Annotated in this window: 23 protein-coding genes; 22 read left to right on the forward strand and 1 reads right to left on the reverse strand. The window is 51.8% G+C overall.

The window, feature by feature from the left end; translation table 11 throughout:
* Window positions 1-153: 153 nt before the first annotated feature.
* The 17 genes from MHI43_RS11130 to MHI43_RS11210 all read left to right on the forward strand — a co-directional run bounded on the left by MHI43_RS11130 (window position 154) and on the right by MHI43_RS11210 (window position 16,299).
* Window positions 154-1,128 carry a polyprenyl synthetase family protein gene (locus tag MHI43_RS11130; RefSeq protein ID WP_015734529.1) on the forward strand — a complete coding sequence of 325 codons (975 nt, stop codon included), beginning with the start codon at window positions 154-156 and terminating at the stop codon, window positions 1,126-1,128.
* A gap of 119 nt (window positions 1,129-1,247) precedes the next feature.
* Window positions 1,248-1,691 (forward strand): nucleoside-diphosphate kinase, encoded by a 444-nt coding sequence (gene ndk / locus MHI43_RS11135; protein WP_009595207.1) that lies wholly within the window; start codon window positions 1,248-1,250, stop codon window positions 1,689-1,691.
* A gap of 42 nt (window positions 1,692-1,733) precedes the next feature.
* The gene (locus tag MHI43_RS11140) at window positions 1,734-2,537 is read left to right on the forward strand and encodes a protein-glutamate O-methyltransferase CheR (protein ID WP_015734531.1); all 804 of its coding nucleotides are present in this window, start codon (window positions 1,734-1,736) and stop codon (window positions 2,535-2,537) included.
* Window positions 2,538-2,705: 168 nt separating this feature from the next.
* On the forward strand, window positions 2,706-3,875 hold the full coding sequence (gene aroC / locus MHI43_RS11145) for a chorismate synthase (protein WP_036665641.1): 1,170 nt from the start codon (window positions 2,706-2,708) through the stop codon (window positions 3,873-3,875).
* Between the two features lies 1 nt (window position 3,876).
* On the forward strand, window positions 3,877-4,971 hold the full coding sequence (aroB, locus tag MHI43_RS11150) for a 3-dehydroquinate synthase (protein WP_015734533.1): 1,095 nt from the start codon (window positions 3,877-3,879) through the stop codon (window positions 4,969-4,971).
* Window positions 4,972-4,974: 3 nt separating this feature from the next.
* Window positions 4,975-5,349, forward strand: coding sequence for a chorismate mutase (gene aroH / locus MHI43_RS11155; protein WP_009595253.1), 375 nt, complete (start codon window positions 4,975-4,977; stop codon window positions 5,347-5,349).
* A 357-nt stretch (window positions 5,350-5,706) separates the two neighbouring features.
* Complete coding sequence (gene trpE, locus MHI43_RS11160) at window positions 5,707-7,260, forward strand: anthranilate synthase component I (RefSeq protein ID WP_036665638.1); 1,554 nt, start codon at window positions 5,707-5,709, stop codon at window positions 7,258-7,260.
* Between the two features lie 19 nt (window positions 7,261-7,279).
* Window positions 7,280-8,320: an anthranilate phosphoribosyltransferase gene (gene trpD, locus MHI43_RS11165; RefSeq protein ID WP_036665635.1), complete on the forward strand. Its 1,041-nt coding sequence runs from the start codon at window positions 7,280-7,282 to the stop codon at window positions 8,318-8,320.
* Window positions 8,310-9,119, forward strand: coding sequence for an indole-3-glycerol phosphate synthase TrpC (gene trpC / locus MHI43_RS11170; protein ID WP_036665632.1), 810 nt, complete (start codon window positions 8,310-8,312; stop codon window positions 9,117-9,119). The genes trpD and trpC overlap by 11 nt, the downstream gene beginning before the upstream one ends.
* A gap of 12 nt (window positions 9,120-9,131) precedes the next feature.
* The gene (locus tag MHI43_RS11175; RefSeq protein ID WP_036665630.1) at window positions 9,132-9,806 is read left to right on the forward strand and encodes a phosphoribosylanthranilate isomerase; all 675 of its coding nucleotides are present in this window, start codon (window positions 9,132-9,134) and stop codon (window positions 9,804-9,806) included.
* The gene (trpB, locus tag MHI43_RS11180) at window positions 9,803-10,999 is read left to right on the forward strand and encodes a tryptophan synthase subunit beta (RefSeq protein WP_036665629.1); all 1,197 of its coding nucleotides are present in this window, start codon (window positions 9,803-9,805) and stop codon (window positions 10,997-10,999) included. Before MHI43_RS11175 ends, trpB begins: the two co-directional genes overlap by 4 nt.
* Entirely contained in the window at window positions 10,996-11,802 is an 807-nt protein-coding gene (gene trpA / locus MHI43_RS11185; RefSeq protein ID WP_015734539.1) for a tryptophan synthase subunit alpha, read from the forward strand. Before trpB ends, trpA begins: the two co-directional genes overlap by 4 nt.
* Before the next feature lie 40 nt (window positions 11,803-11,842).
* Window positions 11,843-12,940 carry a histidinol-phosphate transaminase gene (gene hisC / locus MHI43_RS11190; protein ID WP_036665626.1) on the forward strand — a complete coding sequence of 366 codons (1,098 nt, stop codon included), beginning with the start codon at window positions 11,843-11,845 and terminating at the stop codon, window positions 12,938-12,940.
* Between the two features lie 47 nt (window positions 12,941-12,987).
* On the forward strand, window positions 12,988-14,082 hold the full coding sequence (locus tag MHI43_RS11195) for a prephenate dehydrogenase (RefSeq protein ID WP_036665623.1): 1,095 nt from the start codon (window positions 12,988-12,990) through the stop codon (window positions 14,080-14,082).
* A 408-nt stretch (window positions 14,083-14,490) separates the two neighbouring features.
* Entirely contained in the window at window positions 14,491-15,084 is a 594-nt protein-coding gene (locus MHI43_RS11200; RefSeq protein ID WP_015734542.1) for a sigma-70 family RNA polymerase sigma factor, read from the forward strand.
* Window positions 15,081-15,683 (forward strand): anti-sigma factor, encoded by a 603-nt coding sequence (locus MHI43_RS11205; protein ID WP_036665620.1) that lies wholly within the window; start codon window positions 15,081-15,083, stop codon window positions 15,681-15,683. The genes MHI43_RS11200 and MHI43_RS11205 overlap by 4 nt, the downstream gene beginning before the upstream one ends.
* A 28-nt stretch (window positions 15,684-15,711) precedes the next feature.
* Window positions 15,712-16,299 (forward strand): histidine phosphatase family protein, encoded by a 588-nt coding sequence (locus tag MHI43_RS11210; RefSeq protein ID WP_015734544.1) that lies wholly within the window; start codon window positions 15,712-15,714, stop codon window positions 16,297-16,299.
* A 71-nt stretch (window positions 16,300-16,370) separates the two neighbouring features.
* Here the strand turns inward: MHI43_RS11210 and MHI43_RS11215 are convergent, their stop codons facing one another.
* Window positions 16,371-17,129, reverse strand: coding sequence for a methyltransferase domain-containing protein (locus MHI43_RS11215; RefSeq protein WP_015734545.1), 759 nt, complete (start codon window positions 17,127-17,129; stop codon window positions 16,371-16,373).
* 364 nt (window positions 17,130-17,493) lie between these two features.
* On the opposite strand from MHI43_RS11215, the gene MHI43_RS11220 reads away from it, so the two are divergent.
* The 5 genes from MHI43_RS11220 (at window position 17,494) to MHI43_RS11240 (ending at window position 20,879) form a co-directional block, all read left to right on the forward strand.
* Window positions 17,494-18,648 (forward strand): hypothetical protein, encoded by a 1,155-nt coding sequence (locus tag MHI43_RS11220; protein WP_036665616.1) that lies wholly within the window; start codon window positions 17,494-17,496, stop codon window positions 18,646-18,648.
* Window positions 18,649-18,755: 107 nt separating this feature from the next.
* Window positions 18,756-18,935: an IDEAL domain-containing protein gene (locus MHI43_RS11225; RefSeq protein WP_009595190.1), complete on the forward strand. Its 180-nt coding sequence runs from the start codon at window positions 18,756-18,758 to the stop codon at window positions 18,933-18,935.
* Between the two features lie 104 nt (window positions 18,936-19,039).
* The gene (locus tag MHI43_RS11230) at window positions 19,040-19,477 is read left to right on the forward strand and encodes a DUF2487 family protein (protein WP_015734547.1); all 438 of its coding nucleotides are present in this window, start codon (window positions 19,040-19,042) and stop codon (window positions 19,475-19,477) included.
* 169 nt (window positions 19,478-19,646) lie between these two features.
* Complete coding sequence (locus MHI43_RS11235) at window positions 19,647-20,192, forward strand: ubiquinol-cytochrome c reductase iron-sulfur subunit (protein WP_015734548.1); 546 nt, start codon at window positions 19,647-19,649, stop codon at window positions 20,190-20,192.
* A 15-nt stretch (window positions 20,193-20,207) separates the two neighbouring features.
* Window positions 20,208-20,879 (forward strand): cytochrome b6, encoded by a 672-nt coding sequence (locus MHI43_RS11240; RefSeq protein WP_006209500.1) that lies wholly within the window; start codon window positions 20,208-20,210, stop codon window positions 20,877-20,879.
* Window positions 20,880-20,886: the final 7 nt, after the last annotated feature.

Here is a 20,886-nt window from a genome sequence, read left to right on the forward strand (position 1 = left end):
CAATGGTTCAGGCATTAACCTGTGCTGCGATTTGATGAACGACAACAGGAAGGGTTACGCTTATATTTCAAGTTCGCATCAGAGCTTGGCCTGCTGAAATCGCAAGGTAGCGCCGGAGTTATGGAATGAGAATCTAAGCATACGGGTGAAGAGATGAAACGATTTGACATATTCGGAACATTAAAAAAAGATATGGACGTTATCGAGAGGGAGCTCTACCTCAGCGTCGAAGGCGACAGTCCCGAGCTGACAGAGACTTCCCTGCATCTGCTTAGAGCAGGCGGCAAGCGCCTCCGTCCCGTTTTTGTCCTGATGGGCGGCAAATTCGGCGACTATGACATTGATAAGCTGAAGCATGTGGCCGTGCCGCTGGAGCTGATCCACAGCGCTTCCCTCGTTCATGACGACGTGATTGACGATGCGGACACGCGGCGCGGCAAACCCACGGTGAAGGCCAAGTGGGACAACCGGATCGCCATGTATACCGGCGATTATATTTATGGCAAGGCGCTCCAGTTGACGACTCACCTGAAACAGCCTGAAATTCATCAGATTCTGGCCAAGGCCATGGTTGAGATGTCCATTGGCGAAATGGAGCAGATACGTGATTTCTTTAATACCGAACAGGACGTCAGAAGATATCTTCTCCGCATTCGCCGCAAGACGTCGCTCCTGATTGCCGTCAGCTGCCAGCTCGGCGCGTTGGCTGCGGATGCGGACCGCAAGGTGGCCAACAGCCTGTATCGATTCGGATATAATGTCGGCATGGCATTTCAGATTCAGGACGATCTCCTGGATCTGTGCGGGACGGAGAAGCAGATTGGCAAGCCCCCGGGGAGCGATATGAGACAGGGAAACATTACGCTGCCCGTCATTTTCGCTCTCGAGGACAGCCAGCGGAGAGAGCCGCTGCTGCAGGAGTTGGAACGGATTCATGCACTAAATGGCCAGTGCGATGTATCGGGCGCCGTAAAGCTTGTAACCTCAAGCGAAGGCATATCGAGATCCGAGGCGCTGGCTGATCGGTATATAGGTAAAGCATTGGCTGCTTTGGATACGCTGCCTGACATCAAGACCAAAAAACAGCTTAAAGATATCGCAAATTTTATTACAAAGCGGTCATATTAGCCTTACCCATGAGGTTGCTTTCTGTTAAAATACGGGTACAAACATGTAACATCACCTGAGCATGGAATGAAGGTTCGATTGTTCAATTACCTAGGATGAGGGGAAGCGTGATGAGGCCTATGGAACGTACTTTTTTAATGATTAAACCCGATGGTGTGCAGCGTGGGCTGATCGGCCGAATCGTCGGCCGTTTGGAGGATAAAGGATTCAAGCTGGTTGCGGGCAAGTTTATGCAGATTTCGGACGAGCTGGCCAAGCGCCATTATGCGGAACATGAAGGCAAGGATTTTTTCGATAACCTGGTAGGGTTCATCACGTCCGGACCGGTGTTTGCGATGGTTTGGGAAGGTGACGACATCATCGCTTTGTCTCGCCAGGTCATCGGCAAAACGAATGTGAAGGATGCGCTGCCAGGTACGATACGCGGTGATTTTTCGGCCCATACGCCGCATAATCTGATTCACGGATCGGATTCGCCTGAAAGCGCGCAGCGCGAGATCGCCAATTTTTTTGATGATCGGGAATTGGTTGAGTACAACAAGACGCTGTCCCCTTGGCTGTAAGCGAAGCGGGAAGCGGAATAATCTGATTAACAGGATGATACGATGACGGAACACGAACCAGTACTGGAGGATCCCGATTATATCGGCTTTGTTCGCAGCATCGAGCGAAGCACCGGGATCAACCTGGCCGATTACAAGGAAGCGCAGATGAAGCGAAGGCTGACGACGCTGCGCATGAAGAAGGGGTTTGAAACCTTTTCGGCCTTTTACGATGCGATGATGAAGGACAAGCCGCTCTTTCATGAGTTTTTGGACCGGATGACAATTAACGTCTCGGAGTTTTGGCGCAACCCGAACCGGTGGGAAGTGCTCCGGGACAAAATATTGCCGGAGTTGGCCAAGCAGAATCCCGGGGTGTTGAAGGTTTGGAGCGCTGCCTGCTCGACCGGCGAAGAGCCATATACGCTTGCCATGATCCTGGCGGAACAAAACATGCTGGGCCGGGCGCGCATCATGGCGACCGATATTGATGACGGTGCGTTACATAAAGCGAAGGAAGGCCTGTATGTCGAGAGGTCACTCAAGGACGTCCCTTCCGGAGTAGCCGCCCGCTATTTTAAGGAAGAGGGCTCGCTGTATCGATTCAGCGAGAACTTGAAGAAGGAGGTCTCCTTCCACAAGCAGAATCTGCTCACGGACCGGTTCGAAGCCGGGCATGATCTGATTGTCTGCCGGAACGTGATGATTTATTTCACGGAAGGGGCCAAGCACAAGCTGTATCAGAAATTTGCCGCGAGCCTGAAGCCGGGCGGGTTTCTGTTTGTGGGCAGCACCGAACAGATCTTTAATCCGGGGCAGTACGGCCTGGAAAGCAACGAGACCTTTTTCTACCGTAAAATTCAATAGAGACGGCAGTCTTAACGCATAAAGCGCTTTTCAATCCGCAGGATGAGAGGCGCTTTTGCTCGTTTGTCGACATTCTTGTCAAAGCGTTAGACCTATACTATAATGAGCAGAAGATGTTCGCGGAGTTTAGCGGTTTAACGCTTAAAAGCCTAAAGGGGGAAAAGCATCATGAGCTTACGGTTTTTAACCGCTGGGGAGACGCACGGGCCTCAGCTGACAACTATAATCGAAGGGCTTCCAAGCAACTTGGAGCTTGATTTCGACGCACTGAACTTTCAGCTCCATCGTAGACAGAAGGGGTACGGCCGGGGACGCCGCATGCAGATCGAGAAGGATACCGCGCAAATCCTTGGCGGTGTGCGCCACGGCTATACAACCGGTGCGCCGCTCGCGCTGGTCGTCCAGAATAACGATTGGAAGCATTGGCAGAACATTATGAACGTGGAGCCGATTGAGGGCAATGACGAGGCGAAGAGACGGGTACATCGTCCAAGACCGGGTCATGCCGACCTGAACGGCGGATTGAAGTACAACCTGAAGGATCTGCGTAACGTGCTGGAACGATCCAGTGCCCGTGAAACCACGGTCCGCGTTGCCGTTGGCGCTATCGCCAGACAATTCCTGGCGCAGTTTGGCGTCAAAGTGGCAGGCCAGGTCATCCGGATCGGCGAAATCGAGGCTCCCCCGCACAATCTTTCGACCGATGAGCTGATCGAGCGTACGGAAGCTTCTTCGGTTCGCGTGGTGGACGAAGAGACCGAGAAGAAGATGGAAGCCTACATAGACGAGATTAAAAAAGAAGGCGACTCCATCGGCGGCATTGTGGAATGCATCATCGAAGGATTGCCCGTCGGATTGGGCAGCCATGTCCAATATGACCGCAAGCTGGATGGACGCATCGCGCAGGGCGTGATGTCGATTAACGCCTTTAAGGGCGTTGAGGTAGGCATCGGATTCGAAGCAGGCGAGCTGCGCGGCTCCCAAGTGCATGACGAGATTATGTACAGCGAGGAGCGCGGATACCACCGTGCGACCAACCGCCTGGGCGGATTCGAGGGCGGGATGACAAACGGCATGCCGATCGTCGTGCGAGGCGTCATGAAGCCGATTCCGACGCTGTACAAGCCGCTTCAAAGCGTGGATATCGACACGAAGGAAGCCTTTACGGCTCAGGTTGAACGCTCGGATGCCTGTGCGGTTCCGGCAGCCAGCGTCGTGATGGAGCACGTTGTGACCTGGGAGGTAGCTAAGGCGTTCCTTGAGAAGTTCGGCGGCGATTCGATGGAGGAAATCCATGCGAATTACCAAAACTACCTGAAACAGCTGGAGAACTACTGATATGAGGACATTACATGTGGAACTGGGAGAGCGTTCCTATCCGATTTATATCGGTGCGGGGATATTGAATACCCTCGGCGAGCTGAGCGCGAAACATGGCATAACCCGCAAGAGCCCGCATCTGATCGTAACGGATGATCAAGTGGCGCCTCACTATTTGGCGCAAGTGGAGGAGCAGCTGAAATCGGAAGGGTATACGGTCATATCCCATATCGTCCCTTCCGGCGAGTCCTCCAAATCGCTACAGGTCTATGAAGAGGTTATGACCACGGCCATCAACGGCAAGCTGGACCGCAGCTCGGCTGTCTTCGCGCTGGGCGGAGGCGTTGTGGGCGATTTGGCCGGATTCGTCGCGGCGACATACATGCGCGGCGTGACGTTTGTTCAGATCCCGACCACGATACTTGCCCATGACAGCAGCGTAGGCGGCAAAGTGGCGGTGAACCATCCTCTGGCCAAAAATATGATCGGTGCATTTCATCAGCCCGTCATGGTGGTTTATGACGTGAATACACTGATGTCGCTGCCGGCGCGCGAGGTGTCTTCAGGCCTTGCGGAAATGGTGAAGCATGGCTTGATCCTGGACCGGGATTTTGCCTATTGGTGCCGGGAGAACGGCTCGAAGCTGCTGAGCCTGGAGCCGGAAGCTTTGATCTACGGCCTGGAGCGCGGCTGCGCGATCAAGGCGGACGTGGTATCCCAGGATGAGCGGGAAGGCGGCTTGCGCGCCATTCTTAATCTGGGGCATACCATTGGCCATGCCATCGAAGCCGTTGGCGGTTACGGCCGATTCTTGCACGGCGAGGCGATTGCTATCGGCATGGCGGGATCGGCCCGACTTGCTGAGAAGCTTGGCAGACCTGCGGATCTGCACGAAGAGACGGTGAGCATGCTGAAGGCGGTGAATCTGCCGGTAATCTTGCCGGATGACGTCTCGGTCGATCGCATCATGGATGCCATGCAGCATGATAAGAAGTTCGCCGAGGGGCAAATGGTATTTATCGTACCGGAATCCATCGGTTCCGTCAGCATCGTTAAGGATGTACCGGTAGAAGCTGTTCGATCCGTGGTCGAACAGTTGAAGGGAGAGGGATAGTTCATGATGAATCGGGGAATCCGGGGGGCGACAACCGTCACCCGCAACGATGAGCAGGAGATCGTACAGGAGACGCTGCGTCTGCTGGAAGAGATGGTGAGACGCAACGAGCTGCAGCCTGAATATATCAGCAACATATGGATTACGATGACGCAGGATTTGGACGCAACGTTCCCGGCCAAGGCGATACGCCAGCTGGAGGGCTGGGATCTCGTCCCTTTGATGTGTTCGGTTGAAATCCCCGTTCAGGGCAGTTTGCCGCGCTGCATCCGGTTTATGGTGCAGGTCAATACGGACAAAAGCCAGAGCGAGATCAAGCATGTGTATTTGAACGAAGCCAAGCGGCTGCGTCCGGATTTATCGGGCTCCAACGCTTGATATTGAAAATTAGGGTTGCGGTAACACGGCATTATCCTGTATAGTGATATCAGAATAGCTGAGTAGAGTTAGGTTTTACAGATGAGTTGAGTTGAGAAGAGCTGAGGCATTTTAGGGAGTAACATCATCGGGTTTTAGGATACACTTGATTTCATGATGAATCTTACGGCATGTTCGTACGGCCGGTTACAGGTCTATTTCTTGTATCCGTTCCATGGAACGTCAGCGCTGTAGGTTGTCGATGAACGGGTTGAATGTCCTTTGACCGCGCTCTTTTTTCATAGACTTATTCTGAACGTTAACCTCTACTTCGGTAGAGGTTTTTTTGTTGTATACATTCATTAAGGAGGGATTGACATGGCGAATCCATCAATGGAGCAAGTGGTGGCAATGGCAGGTGAATACAACCTGATTCCGGTAGCGATCAGACTGTTAGCCGATATGGAAACCCCGATTCGCATTTTTCAGCGCTATGCGGAGCGGAAACGGGCATTTTTACTAGAGAGCGTTGAGGGCGGCGTACAGTGGGCACGGTTTTCGTTCATCGGAACAGACCCCTTCTTAATGATCACGGGTAAAAAAGGCAAGATCGAGATCGAAAAGAACGGGGAGCGTTCCTTGCTGGAAGGCAAGCCCGTCGAGGAGCTTAAAGCGCTGCTGCGTACGTACCGCAGTCCGCAGCTGAAGGAGATGCCTCCTTTTACCGGGGGGGCCATCGGATTTTTCGGATATGACCTGCTTCAATACTACGAGAAGCTGCCGGCACATGCGATGGACGATCTCGGGATGGATGATATCCGGTTCATGTTTTGCGACCAAGTCATTGTCTTCGATCACGTGAAGCAGCAGATCATGCTGGTCGGCAACGTGCACGTGAAACCTGGAGATTCGGACGACACCATCCGTCAGACCTATATGGATGTATGCCGTACCCTGGAAGCGGCGGCCGAACAGCTGCAGGATCAGGGGCCGCGGGAGAACGTGAACTCCAGAGGCATCCCGGCCGATGTCGACATGGGCGATATTCAATCCAACATGACCAAAGAGAAGTATCTCTCCAATGTGGAGCAAGCGAAGGAATATATTCGTGCAGGCGACATTTTTCAAGTTGTGTTGTCCCAGCGCTTCCATATCGAAACCGAAGTATCGCCGCTTCACGTCTACCGGGTGCTGAGGACGCTGAATCCTTCGCCGTACATGTATTATCTCAAAATGGACGACGACATTATCGTAGGAACGTCTCCTGAAGCCTTGGTGAAGGTGGATGGACGAAGGCTGGAAACAAGACCGATCGCGGGCACAAGGCCGAGGGGCAGCAACGAAGCCGAAGACCAGGCGCTGGCGGATGATCTGCTGCAGGACGAGAAGGAACGCGCGGAGCATTTGATGCTGGTGGATCTCGGCCGCAACGATCTGGGCCGCGTAGCTGAGTTCGGCACGGTGAAATGCGATACGTTCATGGAGATTGAAAAATACTCCCACGTGATGCATATGGTATCCAGCGTATCCGGCCAGCTGAGCGAGAATAAAGATTTCTTTGATGCTTTTCTGTCCTGTTTGCCTGCAGGAACGGTATCCGGAGCTCCGAAGCTGCGGGCAATGGAGATCATTGCCGAATTGGAGCGGGAAGCAAGAGGCGCATATGCGGGGGCCATCGGTTATCTTGGCTTTGGAGGCAATATGGATTCCTGCATTACGATCCGCACGATTATTTTTCGCCAGGGCAAAGCTTATGTTCAGGCAGGGGCCGGTATCGTATGGGACTCGGTTCCCGAGAAGGAGTATGAGGAAACCGTTAATAAGGCCAAAGGGATGCTGAAGGCGATCCGCGTCGCGGAAGCGATGTTTCCGTCCAGCACAGGGGCCAACGACTTAATCAATCAGGATTATCTGTATCAATACACACCTTAACATGAAGGAGGAGATCGTAATGAACGTGATGGAGACGATGCAATCCAGCCTTACAAAGCTGATCGGCGGTCAGGATCTGAGCCGGGATGAGGCCCGCGGGGTTATGCAGACCATAATGGAAGGCCATGCGACCCATTCTCAAATCGGCGCGCTGCTGACGGCCTTAAGAATGAAGGGAGAGACCGTAGAAGAGATAACCGGTTTTGCCGAAGCGATGAGAGGCGCGGGCGGACGCGTCGTTACCGAGCGGAACCAGCTGCTCGATACATGCGGCACCGGAGGATCCGGTATTCACAAGTTTAACATTTCTACCGTATCCGCCATTATCTCCTCCTCGGTTTCGGTCAGAGTAGCCAAACACGGCAACCGTTCGGCATCGGGCCGGGCCGGCAGCGCCGATGTGCTGGAAGCGCTTGGCGTCAATATCCACTTGACCGCAGAACAAGCCACAGCCTGCCTGAACGATATCGGCATCTGCTTCCTGTTCGCCCAAATTTATCATCCGTCGATGAAATATGCGGCCGCTCCTCGCAAAGAGCTCGGGGTCCGGACCGTATTTAACATGCTGGGGCCACTGACGAACCCGGCGGGCGCGGACCGGCAGATGCTCGGGATATACGATATGAACAAAACGGAAACCATTGCGCAGGTCCTCAAAGAGCTCGGTTTGAAGCGGGCCATGGTAGTGACCAGCCACGATGGGCTGGATGAAATCAGCGTCTCGGCGCCTACCCGGGTATCGGAGCTCCGGGGCGGAGAAGTCCGCACTTATGATATCCACCCCCATGATTTGGGTCTGTCGGTTCATCCGATGAACGATATCCTTGGCGGCGATGCACAAGAGAATGCGGCCATCATCGGCTCGGTACTGCGCGGAGAACGCAGTGCTTATCGGGACATCGTGCTTGCCAATGCCGGTGCCTGCATCTATGTATCGGGAATTGCGGATAGTTTGGCCGAAGGCGTGCAGCGTGCAGCGGGAGCGATTGATTCCGGGCTGGCGCAGTCCAAGTTGGAGCAGCTGATCTCAAGAACGGGGGAAATGAGTTATGTATCTTGATCGAATCGTAGAAACGAAACGCAACGAGGTTGCACAGCTGCGAGAAACGTTCAGCATCTCGGAAGCAGAGAGGCAAATAGCGGATTTGCCTCCGACTCTCGGGTTTGAGAAGGCGTTGTCCATGGGACGCAAACGCAGCATGGGGTTAATCGCCGAGGTCAAAAAGGCTTCGCCCTCCAAAGGGTTGATTCGTCCCGACTTTGACCCGGTAATGATCGCCAAGGCTTACGAAGCAGCCGATGCCGATTGTCTGTCCGTGCTGACGGATAAGGACTACTTTCAGGGAAGTGGAGAATATCTGCAAGCGGTAAGGGCGGCCGTCAACATCCCGCTGCTGCGCAAAGATTTCATTATCGACGAGACTCAGATTTACGAAGCGCGCCTGCTGGGTGCGGACGCCGTTCTCTTGATTGCGAGCATCCTTGCGCCGCAGCGTATCGCGGAGTTCATTGACGTTGCAGGCTCGATCGGATTGGATTGCCTGATTGAGGTTCACGACGGGCAAGAGCTGGAATCGGTACTCGGACTGGGAACGGCCCGTCTGATCGGGATTAACAACCGTAATCTTCGCACCTTTGAAACCTCATTGCAGACAACGGCAGATATCGCGGCGCAGGTTCCGCAGGAAGTGACGCTGATCAGCGAAAGCGGAATATCGAGCCCGGCCGATATTTCCTACTTGCATTATGTGGGAGCACACGGGGTTCTGGTCGGGGAACATTTCATGCGCCAGCAGGACGTGTTCCGCGCTGTGAACGATCTGATGGGACCGCTGCCGATAGCTGCAGACATGGAATAAAGGGGACATTCGATGATGAGTACGGCTCTAAAAATATGTGGACTTCAAAGCGTTGAAGTGCTAAAATCTATGATAAACTTACCTGTGGATTATATCGGATTCGTATTTGCCAAGAGCCGGCGGCGGGTAACGCCGCAGCAGGCTGCGCAGCTGGTGCAAGTATTGCGGGAATGGGAGCATGACAAGATTCCCGCCGCTGTCGGCGTCTTGGTTAACCCTGATTTGAGCGAGCTCGCAGAGCTTCTTCAAGAAACGGCGCTTGACGTCGTGCAGCTGCATGGTCAGGAATCGCCGCAATTTTGCCGGGAAGTGAAGGAGCGCTTCCCGGTTTCCGTTTTTAAGGCGGTATCGATTGGAAGTGACCGTCCGGAAGCGGAACGTCTGTCGGCACTGGATGCGTATGCGGGCTGCATTGACGGACTGCTGATTGACACCTATGATCCGGTGTACGGCGGAGGGTCGGGCAAGACGTTTGCCTGGGATCTGATCCCGGCGTACCAGCAATGGGCTGAACGGCAAGGGATTCCCTTGTTTGTAGCCGGCGGGCTCGATCCGGATAATGTTGCTCATTTGATCGGCCAGTACGCTCCGTACGGGGTGGATGTATCCAGCGGCGTAGAGAGCGAGCCCGGCGTGAAGGATATAAACAAAGTGACTGCATTTGTAGAAAGGGTGAAGGGGAAATGACACAGCTTCCTGACCGTAATGGACGTTTCGGGGTGTTTGGAGGCCGGTTCGTGCCGGAAACACTGATGAACGCTTTAATAGAGCTTGAGCAAGAATATAATCGTTTTTCGGAGGATCCTGCTTTTAAAGAGGAGATCGCCTATTTGCTGAAACAGTATTCCGGAAGGGAAACGCCGCTTTATTACGCGGAGCGGCTCAGCCAACATCTCGGCAAGGCTAAAATTTACCTGAAGCGCGAGGATTTGAATCATACCGGCGCGCACAAAATCAACAACGCCATTGCACAAGGCGTGTTAGCCAAGCGCATGGGCAAAGGCAAGGTCATTGCCGAAACGGGCGCCGGACAGCATGGCGTAGCGACCGCGACGGTAGCCGCTCTGCTGGGTCTTGAATGCAAGGTATTTATGGGCGAAGAAGATACCAAACGGCAGCAGTTGAACGTATTCCGCATGAAAATGCTCGGTGCCGAAGTAATTCCGGTCACGTCGGGAAGCCGAACGCTGAAAGATGCCGGCAACGAGGCGCTTCGCTACTGGGTCAGCAACGTCGAGGATACCTTTTATGTGCTGGGCTCCGCTGTAGGGCCGCATCCGTATCCGATGATGGTGCGGAACTTCCAGCGCATTATCGGTGACGAGACCCGGAGGCAGATACTGGAGACGGAAGGAAGGCTTCCAAACCTCATTCTTGCGCCGATCGGGGGCGGTAGCAATGCGATCGGCATGTTCTATCCGTTCCTTGAAGACAAGGAAGTCGGTTTGATCGGCGTCGAAGCGGCAGGCAAGGGAGTGGATACCGATTTTCATGCAGCTACGATGTCCAAGGGGACACAAGGCGTATTCCAAGGCTCGATGAGTTATTTGCTGCAGGACGAGTACGGACAAGTACAGGAAGCGCATTCCATTTCAGCCGGCCTTGATTATCCCGGCGTTGGTCCGGAGCATTCCTATTTAAAAGACATTGAGCGTGTGCAGTACGTACCGATAACCGACCAAGAGGCGCTCGATGCCCTGCAGCTGCTATGCCGCACGGAAGGCATTATTCCTGCCCTGGAATCCGCGCACGCCGTAGCGCAAGCCGTAAAGATGGCATCTACGTGGACCGAGAACGATATTGTCGTGATTAATTTATCCGGTCGCGGCGACAAGGACGTGGAGTCCATCATGGCTTACACGGGAGGGAAAACCGAATGAACCGAATCGATCAGACCTTTGCGTCGTTGAAGCAACAAAACAAGACCGCCATGATCCCTTATCTCACTGTCGGGGATCCGGATGTGAAGTCGACGCTGGATATCATCCATGAGCTTGAAATCGCGGGAGCCGACATTATTGAACTCGGCGTTCCTTACTCGGATCCCCTTGCCGACGGACCGGTCATCCAGCGAGCTTCCGAGCGCGCGCTGAAGAGCAAGGTGACCATTCGCACTTGCATGGAAACCGCGCGCCTGGCAAGAGAGCGGGGCAGCAAGCTGCCGTTCATCCTGTTCACGTATTACAATCCGGTACTGCAAACCGGACTGGACGTTTTCTTCGAGGAAGTGGTAAGGCACGACATCAGCGGCTTGATCATTCCCGATCTTCCGGTGGAGGAATCCGAGGAGGTTCGGAAACGCGCCCACGCGGCTGGCGTTCATCTGATACCGCTGGTGGCCCCTACCTCCCATGAGCGGATTGCGAGCATCGCTTCGGAAGCGACCGGCTTTGTGTACTGCGTATCCTCGCTTGGCGTGACGGGCGAGCGCACCGATTTTTACTCGGGGGTGGAGTCTTTTCTTGAGACGGTAAGGCAGTACAGCAGCGTGCCGATCGCGATCGGCTTTGGCATTTCATCCAGTGAGCAGGTGGCCAGATTTTCCAAAATCTGCGACGGCGTCGTTGTCGGCAGCGCGATTGTGCGTCAGATTGAATCGACCATTCCTCTGTTGGAGAAGGAAGAGACAAGACAGCAGGGGCTTTTGCAAATCAGGGAGTTTGTGGCACAATTAAAAGGATAGTGTTGTCCATAGCAGTTATGAAAGGTGAGGCGAATATCGTATGAAACCGAAAGCGCAAATTGTTAATCTTCCCGTATATCAGCCCGGGAAACCGATCGAAGAAGTCAAAAAGGAATTAGGGCTTGATGTTGTCATTAAACTGGCCTCCAACGAGAATCCGTACGGCTGCTCGCCGCGCGCAACCGAAGCGATTACCGCCGAACTGGGAACGCTCAGCCTGTATCCGGACGGAAGTGCGGCCGATTTGACGGCTGAGCTTGCTGGCCAGCTGGGAATTGAACGCAATCAGATTATTTTCGGCTGCGGATCCGATGAAATCATCGCCCTCATTATCCGGGCATTCCTGCAACCAGGAGATGAAACCATCATGGCGGATCAGACCTTCTCGGTGTATAAAACGAACGCGGATATCGAAGGTGCGACATGCATCGAGGTGCCGCTGGTGGACGGTAAGCACGATCTGCCGGGCATGGCCAAAGCCGTTTCGGACAAAACCAAAATCGTGTGGGTGTGCAATCCGAATAATCCGACCGGAACCATCGTTTCCGAAAGCGAGCTGGTTTCTTTCCTGGATGAAGTCCCGGCCCACGTAATGGTTGTGCTTGATGAAGCTTATTATGAATATGTAACGGACGCTTCGTACCCGGACAGCATCAAGTTAATGGAGCGTTATCCGAATCTGGTCATCCTGCGTACCTTCTCCAAAATATACGGCTTGGCCGCCCTCCGGATCGGCTACGGCATCGGGCAGCAGGAAGTCATTTCCTTGATCAATCGGGTACGTGAGCCGTTTAATACGGGACGCCTGGCTCAAGTAGCGGCGAAGGCAGCCCTGAAAGATCAGGAGTTCGTAGCGAAATGCCGTCAAATGAATGCCGATGGGATCCATTACGTGCAAGGGGAATTTGATCGTCTTGGACTATCTTATTTTCCTGCGAACGGTAACTTCATTATGGTGGATGTGAAGAGGCCAGGCACCGAAGTGTTTAAGTCGCTGCTTAGCAAAGGCATTATCGTACGGCCTGGATTTGAACTGTACCCGAACTATATTCGCGTAACCGTAGGCTCCGAAGAACAGAATAAGGCTTTTATCGGCGCTTTGGAACAAGTGCTGAGCGAAGTGAATGCGCCAGCCTGATCGAATGACACAACAATAATCGCAGCTTGAAACGAGTGAGAGAGAACATGACAATGCAAATTTCCATATTCGGCGTCGGCTTGATCGGCGGTTCGTTAGCTTTAAACTTCAAAGGAAAACCTGGCATAACCGTTACCGGTTATGCCCACACCCAAGAATATGCCGACCAGGTCATTGCTAAAGGCGTCGTTGATAAGGTTACGCTTTCGGTAGAAGAAGCTGCCCAAAACGCGGACGTCATTTTTTTATGCGTTCCCGTAGGCAGTCTTGAGATGTACATGAAACGTTTAAGCGAAATGCAGCTGAAACCGGGATGCATTATTACGGATGTTGGCAGCACCAAAGCAAGCATTGCCGAATGCGCGTCCCAGCTTGCCCTTAAGGATGCGTATTTCATCGGCGGTCATCCGATGGCGGGCTCGGAGCGATCCGGTGTTGGAGCGGCCTCCACCGTATTGTTCGAGAATGCCTATTACGTGCTTACTCCGCCGGACGATGTCCCTCAGGATAAGCTGAACGTGCTTGTAGAGCTTTTGTCTCACACGCGTGCCCATATTGTGAAGGTAGAGCCGAGACTTCACGATGAGATCGTTGGAGCGATCAGCCATCTGCCTCATGTGATTGCAGTGGCGTTAGTCAATCAGATCAGCTCCTATAATGACGATAATCCGTTGTACTGCACCTTGGCCGCAGGGGGCTTTCGGGATATAACCCGCATCGCTTCCAGCGACCCGGTCGTATGGCGGGACATTCTATTAAACAATCGCAGGGTCATGCTGACGCTGCTGCAAGACTGGAATGAAGGGATCCGGCGATTCATGGATATGCTGGAGTCGAAGGACGGTGCTGCGATCGAAGAGGCTTTCCGCATGGCAGGGGAATTCCGCAGCGTACTGCCAGAACGGCGCAAGGGCATGATCGTGTCCCAATTTGATCTGTATTTGGACGTGCCTGACCATCCGGGCATCATCGGCCGCATTGCGACGGAGCTCGGGACGAACAGCATCAACCTCAGCAACATGCAGATTATCGAGAGTCGGGAAGATGTGCCGGGCGTGATGAGGCTTTCCTTCCGCAATGAAATCGAACAGGAGCGGGCTAAAGAGCTGTTGTTATCGCAAGGACACTCGGTGTATCAGTAATTTTCCGGTTGTTTTTAAACAACCGGAAATAAATGCGTTTTCAGTGTTGACAAAATGAAAACGTATACATATAATAAAAGTACAGTATGGTTTCTCTCCACTCCTATCCAAAATATTGCACTTTGTGCAACCGCCTTCAATGATGAAGGCGGATTTTTTTTGCCAATTTTCCTATCCGTGGAAAACCTTCTGCCACAAACCTGAACTTTTCTCCAATATGTGCTATAATGCTAGAGATGCTAGTGTAGAAGATTTGGGGAAATTGCCAAATACATAGAATAGTCAGACAACATGAGGCGTAACTATATATGGTTTGACGGTACTTTTGCACAAATCCTTGATTTTCCTCATGAAGGTGGAAATGACAAGGAATGGGCACCGGTGGGTGAAGGAGGAACGAAAAATCATATGACGGATTCCCAACTAATCCAAGAAATTAAGCAAGGCAATACCGAACTTTATTCCGAATTAATGAGGCGTTATCAGAGAAAAATATTGGCATTTGTCTATCATATGTTAAAAAGCTCGCACATGGAGCTAATGGCTGAAGATTTATGCTCGGAAACGTTCTACAAGGCTTTCCGGAGCCTGCATTCCTTCCGGGAAGTGGATGCATCCTTCTCGACTTGGCTCTACACCATTGCGCGCAACACCGTGCTGAGCGAACTTCGCAAGCATCGCAGCGGCACATTGCCCCTGGAGGAGAGCGGGGTCGTGCCAGTGGCGCCGCTGGAGGTCGCCCCGGAGCAGGCGATCCTGCGCAGTGAACGAGTACATATGGTAAGGGAAGCGATTAACAATTTACCGGAGAAACAGAGATCTGCGCTGATTCTTCGGGAGTATGATCAACTGGATTATCAGGAAATCGCAGATATTTTAGGTCAAAGCGTCAGTTCGGTTAAGTCACTGTTGTTCCGGGCCCGCGGCAGCGTCAAAATTCAGCTCGAACCCTATTTTTATGAGCCGGTTTTTGAGGATCTGAGAGGGATGAAGAACAGATGACTTGCAATGAAGCCCAAGAGCTGATGGAAACGGTCTGGGATTTACCGGACAACGATCTGCGGCGACAACGGCTGATTGCACATGTTCAAACCTGTAGCTCATGTGCAGCGGAGTACGAAATGTGGGTGGAAAGCCAGAACATGGTTCATGCCCTGGAGCATGAGATTCCCGACATGGACGCTGAACAGATCAACCGCAACGTGATGGACCGCATTTATCGCGATTTTCCCTGGCTGGTGGAGGAAACGTCCAAGAGCCGGGCGGTAAGCCGAGTGTTCCGGAAGCGGCTGACGCTGATGATTGCCGGTTTTCTGGCCTTGTTCGTTTGCAGCTTTGTTTATTTTGCAGCGACGGGCAATCAACCGGATCCGGTTCCGGAAGCCGTAACGACAGGGATTATCCCTACAGGCGTAGCGGATACGGCCCAAGGCTTGAATACCAAGGACGATTACAACATTCCAAAAACCAACAGCGGCATTATTGATCCTTTTGTGGTTGATATGAGTCCCACTCAGCCAGAATACTGGATGATACTTTCCCTTTTGGGAATCGGATGCGCTTTGTTTTTCCTAAAAAGACTAAATCGGGTCAGAAGATAAAATATGGATAGGATGGAGGAGAGGCGGCATGCAGATCGGCTTGGTTCGCCATGGATTAACGGATTGGAACGCTCTAGGCAAAATCCAAGGCCAAACGGACATACCACTGAATGAGGAAGGCCGTCGTCAAGCGCGTTTGCTTGGGGAAAGGCTTCTGCAGGAGCCTTTCCGGTGGGACTTCGCGATCAGCAGCGGGCTCTCCCGCGCTGAAGAAACCGCGAAAATCATTTCGTCCATGCTGAACATTCCCTTGGCGCCGCCGGATAACCGCTTGCGTGAGCGCAAGTACGGTCAGGTGGAGGGCTTGACAGCGGAAGAGCGTGAAACCCGGTTCGGTGCCGATTGGCACATGTTGGATCTGGGCCAGGAAACGGATCTGGAGCTTCAGTCCAGAGGGCTTGTCTTTCTCGATGATATGTGGCATAAACATCCGGAAGCCAATATTCTTGTTGTCAGTCATGGTGGTTTTTTAGCACAGTTATACAAGCTGGTGTGCCGTGGCGCCCTGAGCGAACGGATCGGCAATCTGTCGCTCACCGTCCTGGAGAGAAAAGAGGATGACTGGTCTCCCTTGCTGTTTAACTGTACCAAGCATCTGTTGACGAACCAATCGTAAATATGAGCGTGTATTAGTAGAAGGAGCCTTCCGTCGGGAAGGCTCCTTCTTTATGTTGGATAGGTTGACGTTTACACTTCGGCGATTAAAATAAACCGGTGCTGCTGGACCTCGAAGTAGCCATTGGTCCGGATCATCCGGTGAATATGATGTAAAGGCTCGATATAGCGCTCCACCGTAAAATTCGGGATCTGCCAGGGAATCGCTATCAAATAATAAACCAGTGCGCCGATGTCGTAAAATCGCTGCGGTAAAAAGTCCTCGCGGCTGAAGGTAATTTTGAACCCGTGATCCTGCAGCTCTTGGGTCGCTATGGCCAGGTTCCAATGAGCGAACTCTTCATTCAGCGGAACGCCAAGCAATTCGTTAATCCCATAACAATCGGTTCCGCCGGATTGCTGGGTTACAAACACCCCGCGATCGTTCAATATTCTTCTTACTTCCGCTGCCGAATAGGATTCATGCTGATTGATGATCAGGTCAAAATAACGATCCTTTAAAGGAAGCGAGGAATCTTCTTCAAAGTAGACAACGTTTACGCCCAGCGGCTCGAGTCTTTGCTTTGCAATCTGAACGTTCGGTTTGTACCCTTCGGTGGCATAAACGGTTTTGGGGAGCGGCTGCAGGGAGGATAAGAATTCTCCTCCTCCCGTACCCATGTCCAGCATCGTAGCGGCATTTCGCATCAAAGGGAGCACCACGCTGCCCAAAGACCAGGGGAGAGCGTGGGACTGCATGCGGCCGGAAGCGGTAATACGCGAAAAATCCCATCCCGAAAAATGGTGATCCATGTTTTGAATGAAGTTCAAAAATTCAGCATCTTTTATCATCTCTGCATAACCTCCAAGTCATTTATCATGAATAAGTTTCTTCATATAAAACGCTCTTAAGGGAGGTCCGCGGATTCGGTTCGCACCAAGTTATATTTCGTGTTCCGGCGTTCTTATCATGATGATCCTCCTGTATGGATGGAATCAGCCCGTCTTAAAAAAGCTGGGCTTCATTTTGTATTCGTTATAAAAACATCAAGTGCGGTTTCCTGTAACCGTTTGTATGTATTCTATCATTTAATAAGAGAGCATAGTCATTTCTATATAGAAATAATCAAAAAATATTTCATCACACCGACGAGAATCAGGTATCAAAAGTTCGAAACCTTCCCATAATGGTTGTAAAACGGCGAGGCGATGGAAGATGAATCTAGCGGATATGCTCACATATGCCGATATTGGACAGCTTAGCAATATAGCGAATCACTATGATTGTGACGCTAAGCGGAATTCGAAGCACGAATTGATCCAGAGCATCCTGTCCAAGCTCGGGCGAAGAGAGTTTTTCGAGGAGCAGGTCAGCAGCTTGTCACCGAGCGATTTGCGTTTTCTGAACAATCTGGTCTTTGACACTCGAACAGGCTACAGCCTGGAAGAACTGACGGCCGCCATCCGTCATACGGCGGATTTGGAGGAGAAAGAAGATAAAGCCTCTTCAAACAAGAAGGCAGCTGCCGCCAAAACGGAAAGTCCGCGGGAGGCGGTCGCGCGTTATCGCCGAAGCGGCTGGCTGTTTAACGGTTTTACCCATTCCACCAAGTATTTGTTTCAAGTGCCCTCGGATTTGAAGGAGCGGTTCCGCGATGTGCTGCGGGAGCGGCTTCATCAAAATCTGGAGCGATTGCCGCATGATCCGGAAGCATACCGGGATGAGCAGGGACTAGCCGCGGAAGATCTCAAGCTGATTCTTAAATATGTAGGCGGGCACGATATCGAGCTGAACCAGGAAGGATTCATGTACAGGCGAAATCAGCAGCAGCTCATGAGTACGCTGCATATTTCGGAGCCGTTGATTACCAAAGGAGCGTGGCGGTTCGGGTATGGTCGTTCCTGCATTGAATATCCCGACCGATTTGCGCTGCTGTACGATTATGCCTACGCCAAAAAATGGATCAGGGAAAACCACGCCCGGTTGATCCTGAGTGAAACCGGAGCCTCGTTTCTTGAGGAAGGAAATCAAGTTAGCGTGATACAGATATTCCGCTTTTGGTTAAGACTGTATAAAGGCGCAATTCCCAATATATCTTCTCTTGTTTACTGGATAAGTCAATGCGCAAGAGATTGGGTCACGGCAGCCTCGCTTTACGAATCGCTGGGCTGGCTAATCCGTCCTTTCTATTATGATAGTCCGCAAAACATCTTGGAGCAGCGGATAATCCGCATGCTGATGCATTTGGGGATGCTCAGAATAGGGGAGAGCCAGAGCATGGGAACATCATACAAAATGACCGCGCTTGGATTGAAGGCAGCGGAAGCCGGCATACATATCAGCGATTCGAATGATGATCTGATCCTCTAGCATGGTTGTTTGGACAAGTTCGCAGCAGCCGTAAATATGTTGGAAGTTAAGCAATTAAAGGGAAAGAATATAAGCTATACGCAAATTTAGTTTGGAGGTGCATCCTAATGGATAAGATGAAGGTTACTTACGAGGTTATGTTAGGTCTGGCGGCCGAAATGGTGTGGGACGAGGCATTGCGCAAGCATCGGAGCGAAGAGCTGTACAAGGAAATCGACGAAGCGCTGGCTTCCGGCGACGAAGTGGCTTTCCGAACCCTGACGGATGAACTGAGGACTTTGAATTGAAGAAATGCTTTATCGCATTTCTTCTTTTTTTTGCCTAACCTGCCCTTTCACTCGTATAATGAAGACAAAATCATGATGAGTGAGCAGAAAGGAATGTATCTTGCATGAAATTTAGTGAAGTGGACGAGCAGACGTGGCCGGAGCTGAAACCTTATTTTGATACCTGCCTGATTCCGTTTACCGGACTTTCGGGTACGGAAACGCCATGGGAAGCGACAGCCGCGCTGGAAAGGCTCCGGGATTTTATGGATATGGCAGAAATTCCGTTTAAGGGAAGATTGGTTACATATCCTGCCGTACAATATGGAAATACTGAAGATATGAAGCTTCTAAATGAAGTTTGTCACAATGTCAAATCCATCGGCTTTAAGTACGTGGTGGTCATGACAGCCGATTCCGAGCTATCTATAGAGGATGTGCCCGAAAGTACGCTTGTCCTGTCGCGGCGCAGGCTGGAAGGCAGTGACTCGATCCCTATGCCTGCCATCGTATCCGGACAGATCAGCGAAATGTGGCAGCAGGAAAGCCGTGTTGAATTGTGACAAAAAACCAACAATTTATGAAAGGGCTATTGGAAGCGAACCCAAATTTGGGATTCAAATTCTTGACGGTCTTGGGTGCCTAAGATATTATTAGTATGTCCTAGTAAGTCGTGTGATTTTAATCATTGATGACACTTAAGAACGGTTGACAAAGGGGGTTGAACACAGAATGAGCAGCAACCACAATGACGAGCATGAAGAATCGCACAATCCACCCCGACAGAAAGAGATGTCCCGCAGACAATTTCTTACATACACGTTGGGCGGTGCCACAGCTTATATGGCTGCTGGAGTAGTTTTGCCAATGCTCCGCTTTGCCGTTGATCCGATTCTTCAAAATAAGGAAGAAGGGTCTTTTGTAAAAGTCGCGGAAGAGAGCAAAATTACCAACGATCCACAGGAATTCCATTTCGAGCTCAAACAGCAGGACGGCTGGTACAACAGTACAGCTACTTTGACGGCGTGGATTCGTAAGAACGATCAAGGTGAAATTGTAGCGCTTTCACCGATTTGTAAGCATTTGGGATGCCTTGTTGGATGGAATAACAACAAGAATTTCCCGGATGAATACCACTGCCCTTGCCACGGTGCGCGTTATACACCGGACGGTAAGAACCTGGCAGTCGCGCCGAAGCCGCTTGACCAGTACGAGACGAAAATCGAGAACGGCTGGATTTACCTCGGCGCCATCGTGCCAAATACCGTAGTTAAATAGGAGGCGTAGATTCAGATGTTGAAGAATGTCTACAACTGGATTGATGAACGTCTCGATATCACGCCGATTTGGAGAGACGTTGCAGACCACGAGGTACCGGAACACGTAAACCCGGCGCATCATTTCTCCGCGTTTGTGTACTGTTTCGGCGGCTTGACGTTTTTTATCACAGTCATCCAGATTCTGTCGGGAATGTTCCTGACGATGTATTACGTACCGGATATCATAAACGCTTACAACAGTGTCGAGTACCTGCAAACACAGGTTGCCTTCGGACAGATTGTCCGCGGCATGCACCACTGGGGCGCAAGCTTGGTAATCGTTATGATGTTCCTGCATACGATGCGCGTGTTCTTCACCGGCTCTTACAAAGCGCCGCGTGAAATGAACTGGGTCGTTGGTATGCTCATTTTCTTTGTTATGCTCGGCCTTGGTTTGACAGGCTACCTGCTGCCATGGGATAACAAAGCTTACTTCGCTACAAAAGTTACACTGGAGATTGCGAACTCCGTACCTTGGCTTGGACCTATCATTAAAGAATTGCTGCAAGGCGGTACGATCGTAGGTGCCGAAACGCTGACGCGTTTCTTCGCTATTCACGTATTCTTCCTTCCGGCTGTCCTTCTTGCCTTATTGGTAGGACACTTTATCATGATCCGCAGACAAGGTATTTCCGGTCCACTATAAGAAGAAG

It is taken from the genome of Paenibacillus sp. FSL H8-0457 (assembly GCF_038051935.1).
GTDB classification, from domain to species: Bacteria; Bacillota; Bacilli; order Paenibacillales; family Paenibacillaceae; genus Paenibacillus_AQ; species Paenibacillus_AQ lautus_A.

Bases quoted from the DNA above. Each gene is read 5' to 3' on its own strand.
- MHI43_RS11130 (WP_015734529.1), top strand. From the start codon at position 154: ATGAAACGATTTGACATATTCGGAACATTAAAAAAAGATATGGACGTT.
- ndk (WP_009595207.1), top strand. From the start codon at position 1,248: ATGGAACGTACTTTTTTAATGATTAAACCCGATGGTGTGCAGCGTGGG.
- MHI43_RS11140 (WP_015734531.1), top strand. From the start codon at position 1,734: ATGACGGAACACGAACCAGTACTGGAGGATCCCGATTATATCGGCTTT.
- aroC (WP_036665641.1), top strand. From the start codon at position 2,706: ATGAGCTTACGGTTTTTAACCGCTGGGGAGACGCACGGGCCTCAGCTG.
- aroB (WP_015734533.1), top strand. From the start codon at position 3,877: ATGAGGACATTACATGTGGAACTGGGAGAGCGTTCCTATCCGATTTAT.
- aroH (WP_009595253.1), top strand. From the start codon at position 4,975: ATGATGAATCGGGGAATCCGGGGGGCGACAACCGTCACCCGCAACGAT.
- trpE (WP_036665638.1), top strand. From the start codon at position 5,707: ATGGCGAATCCATCAATGGAGCAAGTGGTGGCAATGGCAGGTGAATAC.
- trpD (WP_036665635.1), top strand. From the start codon at position 7,280: ATGAACGTGATGGAGACGATGCAATCCAGCCTTACAAAGCTGATCGGC.
- trpC (WP_036665632.1), top strand. From the start codon at position 8,310: ATGTATCTTGATCGAATCGTAGAAACGAAACGCAACGAGGTTGCACAG.
- MHI43_RS11175 (WP_036665630.1), top strand. From the start codon at position 9,132: ATGATGAGTACGGCTCTAAAAATATGTGGACTTCAAAGCGTTGAAGTG.
- trpB (WP_036665629.1), top strand. From the start codon at position 9,803: ATGACACAGCTTCCTGACCGTAATGGACGTTTCGGGGTGTTTGGAGGC.
- trpA (WP_015734539.1), top strand. From the start codon at position 10,996: ATGAACCGAATCGATCAGACCTTTGCGTCGTTGAAGCAACAAAACAAG.
- hisC (WP_036665626.1), top strand. From the start codon at position 11,843: ATGAAACCGAAAGCGCAAATTGTTAATCTTCCCGTATATCAGCCCGGG.
- MHI43_RS11195 (WP_036665623.1), top strand. From the start codon at position 12,988: ATGACAATGCAAATTTCCATATTCGGCGTCGGCTTGATCGGCGGTTCG.
- MHI43_RS11200 (WP_015734542.1), top strand. From the start codon at position 14,491: ATGACGGATTCCCAACTAATCCAAGAAATTAAGCAAGGCAATACCGAA.
- MHI43_RS11205 (WP_036665620.1), top strand. From the start codon at position 15,081: ATGACTTGCAATGAAGCCCAAGAGCTGATGGAAACGGTCTGGGATTTA.
- MHI43_RS11210 (WP_015734544.1), top strand. From the start codon at position 15,712: ATGCAGATCGGCTTGGTTCGCCATGGATTAACGGATTGGAACGCTCTA.
- MHI43_RS11215 (WP_015734545.1), bottom strand. From the start codon at position 17,129: ATGATAAAAGATGCTGAATTTTTGAACTTCATTCAAAACATGGATCAC.
- MHI43_RS11220 (WP_036665616.1), top strand. From the start codon at position 17,494: ATGAATCTAGCGGATATGCTCACATATGCCGATATTGGACAGCTTAGC.
- MHI43_RS11225 (WP_009595190.1), top strand. From the start codon at position 18,756: ATGGATAAGATGAAGGTTACTTACGAGGTTATGTTAGGTCTGGCGGCC.
- MHI43_RS11230 (WP_015734547.1), top strand. From the start codon at position 19,040: ATGAAATTTAGTGAAGTGGACGAGCAGACGTGGCCGGAGCTGAAACCT.
- MHI43_RS11235 (WP_015734548.1), top strand. From the start codon at position 19,647: ATGAGCAGCAACCACAATGACGAGCATGAAGAATCGCACAATCCACCC.
- MHI43_RS11240 (WP_006209500.1), top strand. From the start codon at position 20,208: ATGTTGAAGAATGTCTACAACTGGATTGATGAACGTCTCGATATCACG.